Annotated in this window: 10 protein-coding genes; 3 read left to right on the plus strand and 7 right to left on the minus strand. The window is 55.3% G+C overall.

Features of this window, described 5'->3' with window-relative positions:
- Positions 1-46 precede the first annotated feature (46 nt).
- Positions 47-1264, plus strand: a complete 1218-nt coding sequence (locus tag HEQ61_RS04200; protein ID WP_066132465.1) for an NADP-dependent isocitrate dehydrogenase — start codon at positions 47-49, stop codon at positions 1262-1264.
- Positions 1265-1315: 51 nt separating this feature from the next.
- A complete protein-coding gene (locus HEQ61_RS04205; RefSeq protein WP_168019334.1) occupies positions 1316-1741 on the plus strand; it encodes an organic hydroperoxide resistance protein in 426 nt (141 codons plus the stop codon).
- Between the two features lie 35 nt (positions 1742-1776).
- On the opposite strand, the gene HEQ61_RS04210 is transcribed toward HEQ61_RS04205, so the two are convergent.
- The 6 genes from HEQ61_RS04210 to HEQ61_RS04235 form a co-directional block, all read right to left on the minus strand.
- Entirely contained in the window at positions 1777-2907 is a 1131-nt protein-coding gene (locus HEQ61_RS04210; protein WP_168019332.1) for a hypothetical protein, read from the minus strand.
- A gap of 87 nt (positions 2908-2994) precedes the next feature.
- Entirely contained in the window at positions 2995-3855 is an 861-nt protein-coding gene (gene nadC / locus HEQ61_RS04215; protein ID WP_168019331.1) for a carboxylating nicotinate-nucleotide diphosphorylase, read from the minus strand.
- The gene (locus tag HEQ61_RS04220) at positions 3852-5453 is read right to left on the minus strand and encodes an L-aspartate oxidase (protein WP_168019330.1); all 1602 of its coding nucleotides are present in this window, start codon (positions 5451-5453) and stop codon (positions 3852-3854) included. Before HEQ61_RS04220 ends, nadC begins: the two co-directional genes overlap by 4 nt.
- Position 5454: 1 nt before the next feature.
- Positions 5455-6456, minus strand: coding sequence for a quinolinate synthase NadA (gene nadA, locus HEQ61_RS04225; RefSeq protein ID WP_168019329.1), 1002 nt, complete (start codon positions 6454-6456; stop codon positions 5455-5457).
- Positions 6457-6632: 176 nt separating this feature from the next.
- Positions 6633-7673, minus strand: a complete 1041-nt coding sequence (locus HEQ61_RS04230) for an NrtR DNA-binding winged helix domain-containing protein (protein WP_322099187.1) — start codon at positions 7671-7673, stop codon at positions 6633-6635.
- A 16-nt stretch (positions 7674-7689) separates the two neighbouring features.
- A complete protein-coding gene (locus HEQ61_RS04235) occupies positions 7690-7932 on the minus strand; it encodes a hypothetical protein (protein ID WP_168019328.1) in 243 nt (80 codons plus the stop codon).
- 31 nt (positions 7933-7963) lie between these two features.
- Between HEQ61_RS04235 and HEQ61_RS04240 the strand changes: the two genes are divergently transcribed.
- The gene (locus HEQ61_RS04240; RefSeq protein WP_168019327.1) at positions 7964-9697 is read left to right on the plus strand and encodes an ATP-binding protein; all 1734 of its coding nucleotides are present in this window, start codon (positions 7964-7966) and stop codon (positions 9695-9697) included.
- Between the two features lie 38 nt (positions 9698-9735).
- Here the strand turns inward: HEQ61_RS04240 and htpG are convergent, their stop codons facing one another.
- Positions 9736-11616 (minus strand): molecular chaperone HtpG, encoded by a 1881-nt coding sequence (gene htpG / locus HEQ61_RS04245; RefSeq protein WP_168019517.1) that lies wholly within the window; start codon positions 11614-11616, stop codon positions 9736-9738.
- Positions 11617-11775 lie beyond the last annotated feature (159 nt).

The raw sequence follows: 11775 nt of genomic DNA on the forward strand, positions 1-11775 counted from the left end.
CCATCCCGGGCGTGTGGTCATCCTCAAACCGTAAAAGGGTCCGAACATGAGCAAGATCAAGGTCGCCAAGCCGATCGTCGAACTCGACGGCGACGAGATGACCCGCATCATATGGAAGTTTATCAAGGACAAGCTGATCCTTCCGTATCTGGATATTGACCTGAAGTATTATGACCTCAGCATCCAGAAGCGTGATGAGACTGCTGATCAGATTACGGTTGATTCTGCGAATGCGATCAAGCAGTACGGGGTTGGTGTCAAGTGTGCGACCATCACGCCGGATGAGCAGCGGGTTCAGGAATTCAGCCTGAAGAAGATGTGGAAATCCCCGAACGGGACAATCCGCAATATTCTGGATGGAACCGTATTCCGCGAGCCGATTATCTGCCGTAACGTTCCCCGTTATGTCCCCGGCTGGACCAAGCCAATCGTCATTGGTCGCCATGCTTTTGGTGACCAATATCGCGCCACCGATTTCAGGGTTCCGGGCAAGGGCACCCTGACCATGACGTTTACGCCGGATGGTGGTGGTGAGCCTGTCCAGTATGAGGTTTTCAAGTTCCCCGAGGCCGGGGTAGCCATGGGCATGTATAATCTGGATGAATCTGTGCGTGGCTTCGCCCGGTCCTGTTTTAACTATGGACTGATGCGGAGCTGGCCGGTTTATCTGTCCACCAAGAATACTATTCTCAAGGCGTATGACGGGCGCTTCAAGGATCTCTTCCAGGAGGTTTTCGATCGTGAGTTTGCCTCTGAGTTCAAGGCGCGGGGCATAACGTACGAGCATCGTTTGATCGATGACATGGTTGCCTGCGCCATGAAGTGGTCCGGTGGTTTTGTTTGGGCCTGCAAGAATTACGATGGTGATGTGCAGTCTGATACTGTGGCTCAGGGTTTCGGGTCGCTTGGCTTAATGACGTCCGTTCTTCTTAGCCCCGATGGTAAAACAATCGAAGCCGAGGCCGCCCACGGCACTGTGACGCGTCACTATCGTCTGCATCAGCAGGGGAAAGAAACGTCGACAAATCCCATAGCCTCGATTTTTGCATGGACTCGTGGCCTGAAATTCCGTGGTGAGTTTGACAATACGCCACAGGTGATCAAATTTGCGGAAGCTCTTGAGACCGTGTGTGTGGAGGCGGTTGAGGATGGAAAGATGACCAAGGACTTGGCCATCCTGATCGGTCCGAATCAGCCATGGATGACGACAACCCAATTTCTGGAAGAACTGGACGGTCGTTTGCGTCGCAAGATGGGAAGCTGACCAGGGCGGCCTGATGGTCTGTTCGCTTGGGTTCACTACGGAGCATGTTTCATGTCTATTCCGCAGGTTCTTTACCGTGCCCATGCCAAGGCGACGGGCGGTCGCAATGGTCATGCCTCGATCCCGGAAGCTGGTCTTGAGCTTAAGCTGACCAGTCCCAAGGAGCTGAATGGCTCCGGTGGCGAGGGAGCAAACCCCGAACAGCTGTTTGCCGCCGGGTATAGCGCCTGTTTTCTTGGGGCCATGAAGTTTGTTTTGAACCGCGACGGCATAGCGATGCCAGCAGATGCCAGTATAGAGGGGGCTGTTGGCATCGGTCCGATTCCGGACGGCTTTGGGATAGAAGTCGAGCTGAAAATTTCCTTGCCGGGTATGGGTCGTGCAGCGGCGCAGGGCTTGATCGACAAGGCTCACAAGGTTTGCCCGTATTCCAATGCCACCCGTGGGAATATTGATGTTCGGCTGACCCTTGCCTAGTGCCTCAGGAGTCCTGATGGTGCCGGTGCTTTGGATCAGCGGGAGGCGAGTTGCCCGGTTGTATTCTGCGCGGGTTTCTTTCTGCTTTCCATGGGCAGTGATGTTAGCTGGTTGATCATGGCCCGGACGGATCGTATTTGGATACCGTCGCGGTTCAAGTAGTCTTGGTTGGTGTAGCCCCACCAGTCCCAGCATCCTGCCGGGTTATAGAGAGGGGCTGCGCTGACTTGGGGGTACAGCACAACAATCCGGTTGCTGGCTGCCCACTGATTGTAGCCTGTTTCTGTGAAAAAGCGATTTCCTATAAAAAACTGGTTCTGCTGGCATCCGTGGAAAGCCACGTGCAGCCGGCAGGTTTCCCCTGCTGTGCAGTCATCAGGAATAAAGACATGGCCGGTTTCGTGCATGCCATCCCGCGTTGGTGTATTGGGGACAAACGGGCGTTGCGAGAAAGCAAATAATGTCCCCCGATCTTTGTCGGCAGGCTGTAGCGTCTCGTCCATCAGAAAGGATAGAGCCCGGCCTGCACCATCCATATGACAGTCGTTGATATAAGGCAGGCGTGTCACCGGGCACGGGACAGAGCCTTGCAAGCTTAACATTCCGTGGCCGGCGTTCACATCAAAGAGCGTTTCTATCTGAGAAGCAGGCATCAGTTTTCCGTACCAGTTTCCCAGTGCCTGCATAACAGCTTGGGGAATCAGGGTGTCATTGATTCCTGAGAACAGGAAAACACGATGATTTCTGATGTTTGACAGCGCATCAATTTTGTTCTGCTCTTCAAGTTTTTGTGCCCCGTTCATCAAGGCCAGCGTATCGGGAGGCCCCATAAAGCTGCTGATAGGATTCCACGGCATGCCAACAACATTTTGGCAATGAGCCGCGGCTTCTGTCAGTGTCGCCATCGTGCCGTCGCCACGGGCACACCCGAAAGGCCCTCCACCAAAAACAGCGGCCCCCTTGATCGATGCCGAGTGTGCTACCTGCATCTGCACAGCCATAAATGCGCCGGAACTCAGGCCGGAAACGGTGACGCTGTCGGCCTCAAGTCCCAGTGCAGGAAGATTGATGGAGGGGGGGGCGCTGCCTGCCCAAGATCCGGAATATGCAGCGGTAATGCCAATCCATGCCATAACAGCAGGCCATAGGCTTTGTCCCCGTTTCATGTGCTCACCCCCATCAGGCACAGTGATGCCATTATGATAACAGGGGTTGATGCTTATGGGGAGTCGTCCCCATATGGGTGTGTTTGTTTACACGGGCGCCACGTCCAAGCCGATATCAAGTTGGCGTACGCTGTGCGTAAGGAAGCCAAGAGATATGACATCTACGCCCGTGGCGGCAACGTCTGCAATGGTATTGGGGGTTATACCGCCGCTGGCCTCTACAACAAGGCGGCGGTTTACCATGGCTACTGCCCGGCCCAGGGTATCTGCTGTCATGTTGTCAAGCAAGACGACGTCAACAGACAGTGAAGGTGGAAGAGACAGGATGTGGTCCAGCTGATCCAGGGTATCGACCTCGATTTCTATTTTCACCATATGACCGACATGCTTGCGGACACGCCGGATGGCTTCATCGACAGAGCCGGCCACTGCAATGTGATTGTCCTTGATCATGACGGCGTCATCGAGGCCAAAGCGGTGATTAATTCCACCACCGGTCCGGACGGCACATTTCTCCAGAATACGAAGCCCTGGTGTTGTTTTGCGGGTATCGGCAATCTGTGCCCTGTGCGGTTGGGCTTTCTGGACACAGAGCCGTGTTACCGTGGCAATGGACGAAAGGCGGGCCAGAAGGTTAAGGGCGACCCTCTCGCCAGTCAGGATGGAGCGCGCTGAGCCTGTAACCGCAGCAACAACCGTTCCGGCTTCAACGTCATCCCCGTCTTTTGCCAGGCTTTGGAAGGTCAAGGATGGGTCCACCAGCATCATGGTCCGTTCTGCTGCAGCAAGACCGCACAGGCGCCCTCCTTCACGGAACCGGAATTCAGCCTGCATGGTCAGATGTGGTGGCGCAATGGCATCGGTGGTGATGTCACCGGCCCGTCCCATGTCTTCGCGCAGGGCTTGTTGAAGGATTGGGTCAAGCAGAAGGGGGTGGGGTGTGCTCATGGCAAGAAAGGCTCCGGCACAGCATGAGGCAAGGCAGGAGGCATGGCCCCTGTGCCATGGTGCGTTAGTGTAGCGGGTGTCAGGATTTGCTTGTGACGGTGTGCGAGGGCAGGGTCACAATGGGGGAAATCTGTGCGCATATGTGCGCCCCGGCTTTCCTTGCGTTCCAGTGCCGCAGTACAGACAAGGCGGGCTGTCATCAGAAGGGAATGTGTTTCCAGTGCCGCCCTTGGGTGCATCCCGTTTGGGGCTTTTGCTGTTCGTTCATCCAGGAAGGCAAGCATGCGTCCCATTCCTTCCGCGTTGCGACTGATCCCCAGTGCCTGACCAGCCAGAAGGCGCAAGGTTCCAAGGCCGCCAGGATCGGGCAGGGTGTTGAAAGGTGGCTTGTCCCTCTGCTCCACTTTGTATTTTTTACCAACAGAAGGTGTGGATTGAATATCTGTAGCTGCCCTTTGTCCAAAAACCAGAGCCTCGGGCAGGGAGTTCGAAGCCAGGCGATTGGCACCGTGGATGCCCGTACACGCAACCTCTCCGACAGCCCAAAGCCCTTGGCAGCTGGTTCGTCCGTGACTGTCTGTTACGATACCCCCCATGGCGTAGTGCGCGGCGGGTTCTACGGGAATTGGTGTTCGTCTGGGGTCCAGCCCATGTGACTGACAGATTTCAATCACCTGAGGAAACGTGTTGCCATCTTTCTTGGACAGGGCAGGGCGTAAATCCAGAAAGACAGTTTGTCCGCGCAGGCGTTCGGCTTCTATGGCGTGGGCAACGATGTCGCGCGGGGCTAGTTCATCGACAAAGCGGTGTCCGTGTTCGTTCAGCAAAATGGCGCCAGCCCCGCGCAGTGCCTCTGTCAGCAGGGGAAGGCGGGAGAAGCCGTGTATGGTACGGGACGGAACGGAAAGAGCTGTTGGATGGAACTGCATGAACTCCATGTCTGCGATCATGGCCCCGGCCTGAGCGGCTATTGCCAGACCATCACCCGTATTTTCCACCGGGTTGGTCGTGCCGGGCCATAGCTGCCCCCAGCCGCCCGTTGCCAGAACAACAGCCCGGGCCGGTTGATGGAACCATCCCATCGTGTCGCTGTACAGCCAGATACCATCCACGCGGCTGTCTGTTGATGTTAGCTGTGCAGCTATGGTTGATGTCAGGACCGCTATATGCTCTGCAAACTGCACCTGTTTGACCAGCCAGGATGCGAGACCAAGGCCAGACCGGTCGCCATTGATGTGAAGAATCCGATTGGTGGAATGGGCTGCTTCACGCCCCAGGCACAGCGAACCATCTTTCTTACGGTCGGCGGGCAGCCCCTTCTTCAGCGCCTCCAAGAAGTATGATGCACTTTCCCTTGCCAGCAGATGGGCCATGCTGGAATCTGTCAGGCCCGCCCCTGCGGCAATGGTATCGGCTGCATGCTCCCGTACATGATCGTCCGGAGACAGGACAGCCGCCATTCCCCCCTGTGCCCAAGGCGTTGAGCCTGAGATGATGGCATTGGTTTTCGTGACCAGAACAACCGGAAGGGGCGCCAAGGCCAAGGCTGTTGCCATGCCTGCGGCACCGCTTCCTACCACAACGACGGGCTGATTCATGTTACGAGCGCCCGACAGCCAGCATCCGTTCAACAGATACCCGGGCACGGCGTGCCAGTTCGACCGGGATATCAATGCGTGGCTCCAAGGTTTGCAGGCTGTTTGCAATAGACTCCAGGGTAATGCGCTTCATGTGCGGGCACATGTGGCAGGATCGGATAAAGTCTGTTTCAGGATGGGACTTCATCAGATTATCCCCCATCGAGCATTCTGTGATCAGAAGTACGCGACCGGGTTTTTCTCGTTCCAGGTAATCTGCCATCTGGGCGGTTGAACCGGCAAAGTCTGCGGCCTGGATCACGTCAGATGGGCATTCCGGGTGGGCAATTACAACCAGGTTATTGTTGTAGTCTTCGCGGATGCTGTGTATGTCCTCGGGACGATACTGTTCATGCACCTCGCAGGATCCATCAAAGGGGATAATACGGACATCGGTCTGGGTCTGAACCCATGCGGCCAGATAGCGATCAGGCAGAAACAGAACGCTGTCGCTGCCGGTTTCGCGGGCAATCGCCTCCACAATCCGTACGGCATTTCCTGATGTACAGCAGATGTCTGCTTCGGCTTTGACGGCAGCCGAGGTGTTGACATACACACACACAGGCACCCCGGGCCATTGTTGTCTCAAGGCCCTGATATCATCTGGTGTGATAGATTCAGCCAGTGAACACCCGGCGCGCATATCCGGGATCAGGACTGTGCGTGTCGGGTTCAGAAGCTTCGCTGTTTCTGCCATAAAGTGAACCCCGGCGACGACGATAACCTCGGCATCTACCTCAACGGCCTTCTGTGCCAAGGCCAGGGAGTCCCCTGTGATGTCGGCGACGCCGTGGAAAATTTCCGGGCGCATGTAATTATGGGCCAGAATAACGGCCTGACGCTCTGCTTTCAGGGCCTGAATGTGTTCGATAACCGGTGTTATGAGGGACCATTCCATTGGCGTCAGCATGGACTGCATGCGCATATAGAGAAGGTCAAGATCCGGTTTCCGGGGCATATTCATAGGAAAAACTCCCGATGATTCCTTGCCGCCTGTAGGAAGCGGGCAGAATCGTGCTCATCCTGAGTATAATTAATATGCTCTTCTAGAGTATATTGCGGGATGTGGCAAGAGGAATGTGAGTCCGGAAACAAAGATGCAGGTGTTTATGCCTGCTCTATGCGATATATATCAATGTGTTAGGATTGTTCTCCGCGTACAACCGGGACGCCAATACCCAGCGTGCGGCGTTCCAGGATAGCGGCGCGGCGGAATCGGAACAATTCAGCCGGGCGACCACGTCCCTGGGTCTCCATTTTCCCTGTTGGTTCCACCAGATCCATGCTTGCGATGGTCCGTCGGAAATTCTGCTTGTGAACTGTGGTGCCAAACAAGGCTTCAACAACGCGCTGAAGCTGCAGCAGGGTAAAGGTATCCGGAACCAGGTCAAACACAACCGGGCGCCATGCCAGCTTGCCCCGCAACCGGGTCAGTGCGCTGGCCAAGACACGTCGGTGATCCATTTCCATGGGTTTGCCCAAGGCGGCTATCACGTTTCTTTTGGTGTCAGGCACAGGTGGGGCTTTTTTGCCATTGGCCTGGGCCAAGGCATTGGCGTCACGCCGGGACTCATGGACCAAGCCGGCTTCGTAGAGAAGTTCGTAGCGATCTAGGGCCCTGACAGGATCGAATGTGCCGGGGGCTATCGTTCCAAAGGCAAGATCAATACGATCCAGGCGGTGTTTACGTACGGGAAAGGCTTGTTCCTCTGCCCATGAGCGCAGGCATGGCATAATGACACGATCAATCAGTTCCGGACGTCCTGCTCGCCAGTCCTCCCATGGCAGAAAGCTGTACCAGTCATGCCATGTTGCCTTGTTGTGTTTGTCGGTTCCTGTTTCGCGTGTCAGGGCCAGATATGCGATTGAAACCAGGCGCCCAGCTCCGTGTAATTCCTGTGGATCACGATTCCGACCGCCGAACGTATATAACTGCTCCACATATTGCAGGGCCAAGCCTGTTCGTGTTTCGACCCACTGCCGACACCCGTGATCAAGGCTACGATGGCTGGCCGGATCAAAGGGGCCGCAGGGCAGTGTTCCTGAAAAGGCAAGGTTTTTATAGCCAGTGACATCAGATTGCGAGTGTTGATCTCTGGCAAGCAGGATCCGTGGAACATCGTCGGTCACTGCGGCGATGACCGCCATCAGGGACAGTGATACCGAAGGTGTATTGGACACAGGAAGCAGGCTCCACTCAGATCATGAAAGATGTGATCGCTCCAAGCACCGGACGCCCGGACCATCCTATGCAAACCATCGGTTCTGGCAAGGGGAATGCTTGACCATACACCACAGGGCTTGTCCACGAGAACTCTTCTGCCATAATCGCAACCGGGCGGATGGGGATTGCCGGGGGGAACGGACCAATGCTTGATATGCCAACGTTATGGGTGTCGATGGTGGCTATATCCACCCTGATGGCAGTAACGACCGGCATGATGGCCTTCGCGCCAGGATGGCGTCCTATTATGGCGCCTTTATGCCTTTCCCAGATACTCAAGGCATTGGGCAGTTTTCTGCTTGCCCTGCGTGGATCTGCTGGGGACTGGTTGTCTGTCATTGTCGCCAATATCTTTTTGTTGGTGGTTATCGCGCTGTCTCTTGTCGTGGTCGATCGTCTCAGTGGTGTGCGCCGTTCACCTCGGGTTACATGGGCGTCGGTACTGGGTGTGGTTGTTTTCGCCTGCCTGATTACTTGGTTCACGATTGTAGATCCCAGCTTGCCGGTACGTATGGTTCTTATGGGAATCTTTGCTGCTTTTTTCTGTTGGGTTGCAGCATGGAGGATGTTTTCATCCGTCGAAGGTGAAGCGGGCACGGTTGGTGCCATTATTCTTTTCTTCTTGGGTGTGGCCATGGGCAGCCGCGGGATGTATGGAGTTTCCCTGCCGCCTGGTATTGATTTTCTACAGCTTGGGAACGTCAATTCCGTAACCATTCTTGTCGCGGAAATGCTGCAGTATGCTGCAATTGTTGCCTTCAGCTGGGTTATGACCAGCCGCTGGCAGGCGACTGCCGTGGCGGCGGCCCGTGCGGGGGCAAAGGCAGAGCGTGCGCGCGAAGAGGCGGACGTCCGTTTCCAGGCTGTTTTCCGCCAAGCTGCTGTTGGTATTGCCCTGATGGATCTTGATGGTCGCATTATTGTAGCCAACGATGCGTTTGTCCGCCTGTTTGGGTATGACGCCTCTGATCCTGTTGTGGGTCTTTCATGCCATGATTTTTCTGTCTCCGAAGATATACAGGCCGAGCGGGATGTCATTGCCTCCATGCTCAGGGGCGAATGTACAGTCAGCCATGTTGAGAAACGCGGCCTGCATCGTTCCGGCCAGGTTATCTGGGTTGACCGTATGTTGGCCATGGTATGTCGTGCGGGTGGCGATCCGGTCAGTCTTGTTATGTCTGTTGTTGATGTGACGGAGCGACGTCATGCTCAGGCTGCCTTGGTCGAGGAACGTGCTGCTCTGCGCTGTAGTAACAAGGATCTGGAACAGATTATAGCCCTTGTATCCAGCCATATCAGAGGCCCGGCTCGCTCCATATCCGGCTATCTTGGTCTGTTGGAGCGCCGTATAGAATCGCTTCTGGGTGAGGGAGAGCGTGAGTATCTGCGTTTGGCATCGGAGGGTGCATTATGTATAGACCGGTCCCTTGAGGGCCTTCTGGACTACATATCCCTGACACGTGTTCAGGCGCACACGGATCAGGTCTCTGTCATGGATGTTATCAACGATGTCTTTGATGCTCTCCGGGGGCAGATTGAAGCTGTCGGCGCCTTGGTGCGGGTCATCGGTACGGACGCCGATGTGCGTTGTAACCGTGACATGTTGTGCCGGGTTTTTGGTAATCTTCTTGATAATGCATTGAAGTACAAGAAAGAAGGACACGCACCGGAGATGCGCTTTTCTGTATGCCGCACAGAACAGGGAGTGGAGGTATCGATTGCTGATAACGGCATTGGTATTCCGGATGATGTGCAGGTCAATCTTTTTGATTTTCAGCCGGGTTCCAGTTCCGTGACAGAATGCGGACGACGTGGCATTGGGCTGGCTGTCAGTCGCAAGATTGTCGAGAGTTTCGGCGGTAGCATCCGTGTTTCGTCAGCTATAGGACGAGGCTCGACGTTTGTTGTCTTCTTGCCATTGACGGTATGTGACGACAAGTCAAGGGCAGCGGCTGTTTACGAAGCCGTAGCGACAGCCTGACCGGTTTTTTGTGGTACCGGTCAGGCTGTCTTTTTCAATCAACCCAATCCTTGTTCCATCAGGCGAGCCATGCGTCCTGCAAAGGCGGCGGGGTCAATCGGCAGTTCCCCTTCAACAATCCGCGCCTGATCAAGCAAGAGGAACGCTGCATCTTCCAGTGCCGGGCTGGTTGTTTCTGCATTGGCCCGGGCGGCCAGGCTGCGGATCAGGGCATGTCCGGGATTGATTTCCAAAACCCGTGCAGCGGCTCCATCTGTTTTTTCACCCCTGTGCTGACGCATCAGCCGTTCCAGGTGAATGGACATTTGGCCTTCGTCCGAAACAAGGCAACACACAGATGTTGTCAGACGTGACGATGGACGAACATCCTTGACCTTGTCGCCCAGCGTTCCTTTCAGCAAGGCAACCAGGCGGTCCATCTGGTCGGTTGGCGGCACGTTCTTTTCTTCGTCAGGCTTGCTGTCCTCGCACGCGATCGCGTCCAGGTCGGCTGCGCCGCTGCTGACGGAACGGAACGGTTTGTCACGGAATGACGGCACCATGCCGGTCCAGAACTCATCAATCGGGTCAGAGAGAAGAAGAACCTCGATCCCGCGGGCAAGATAACCTTCCAGCTGAGGGCTTTTGCGCAGGGCTTCTGCGGAATCGCCCGTTATGAAATAGATGGCTTCCTGTCCATCCTTCATGCGTTCCAGGTATTGCGTCAGGCTGACAGGCGTATTGCTGGCTGTGGAATGGAAGCGTGCCAGTTCCAGAATATCAGTACGCCGCTCAAAGTCTTCGTACAGGCCTTCCTTGAGGACAGGGCCAAATGTTTTCCAGAAAACAAGCCAGCTGTCCGCGTCGTTGGCCTTCTTGCCCAGATCGGCAAGGAGTCGTTTGACCAGGCCGGTGCGTATTTTCGATACCATCGGGTTGTTTTGCAGCATTTCACGGCTGACGTTCAGCGGCAGGTCTGCACTGTCCACGACGCCGCGCACAAAACGCAACCAAGCAGGCAAAAGCTCTTCGCAACTGTCGGAAATCAGGACGCGGTTGGCATAGAGCTTCACATGCTGGCGACGGGATGGTTCGAACAAGTCCAAGGGTTTTTCGGACGGCACAAACAGGAGGGCCGTGTATTCCAAGGTTCCTTCAGCACGGTAATGCGTTGTCATCCATGGTGTGTCAAAGGCATGAGCAACGTGTTGGTAGAAGTCCTTGTACTGATCCTCTGTGATGTCATTGCGGTTCAGTGTCCAGAGAGCCGAGGCGGTGTTCAGTGTTTCATCATCGCTTTTGCCATCATTGCCGCCCACCAGAATGACTGGCAGCCCGATGTGCTCGGAATAGGACTTTACAACCTTGCGCAGGGTCCATCCTTCCAGGAACTCTTTTGCCTCTTCTTTGAGGTGCAGAGTAATGACGGTGCCACGTGTGGCACCGGGGGCTTCTGTCACCGTGAAGCTGCCGCGCCCGTCACTGGACCATTTCCATCCCTGTTCTGAGCCGGCCTTGCACGATACAACTTCAACCCGGTCGGCGACCATGAAGGCAGAGTAGAAACCAACGCCGAACTGGCCGATCTGGGTAATATCCTTGCGGGCGTCGCCGGACAGTGACTTCAGAAATTCGCTGGTGCCGGAACGGGCGATGGTTCCCAGATTGGTGACAAGTTCATCACGGCTCATGCCGATGCCATTATCAGTAATGACCAAGGTTCCCGCATCCCGATCGGTTTGTAACCGTACAGCGAGGGTACTGTTTTCAACAATCAGCTCAGGCTTGGTCAGGGCCTCATAACGCAGTTTGTCGCAGGCATCCGAGGCATTTGATATCAGCTCTCTCAGGAAGATGTCCCGCTGCGAGTAAAGAGAGTTTACCACTATATCAAGCAGGTTGTTGACCTCGGCTTGGAAGGTCATCTTCTCTTCGGTGATCGTCATGGTTTTCCTCTGGTCATCATAATTGTTTCGGTTGCAGGATGCCGTACATCCGTGTTTCTTCCACAGCTAGGGGCCCATATGGTGGAGATTGCCATATTTTGCAAGGGGCAAGAAATATCCTCCGGTGAAGCTTGTTGATGCCTGTTGCGGCGC

The organism is Haematospirillum sp. H4485, from assembly GCF_012102745.1.
In the GTDB taxonomy this organism is placed as follows: Bacteria; Pseudomonadota; Alphaproteobacteria; order Rhodospirillales; family Rhodospirillaceae; genus Haematospirillum.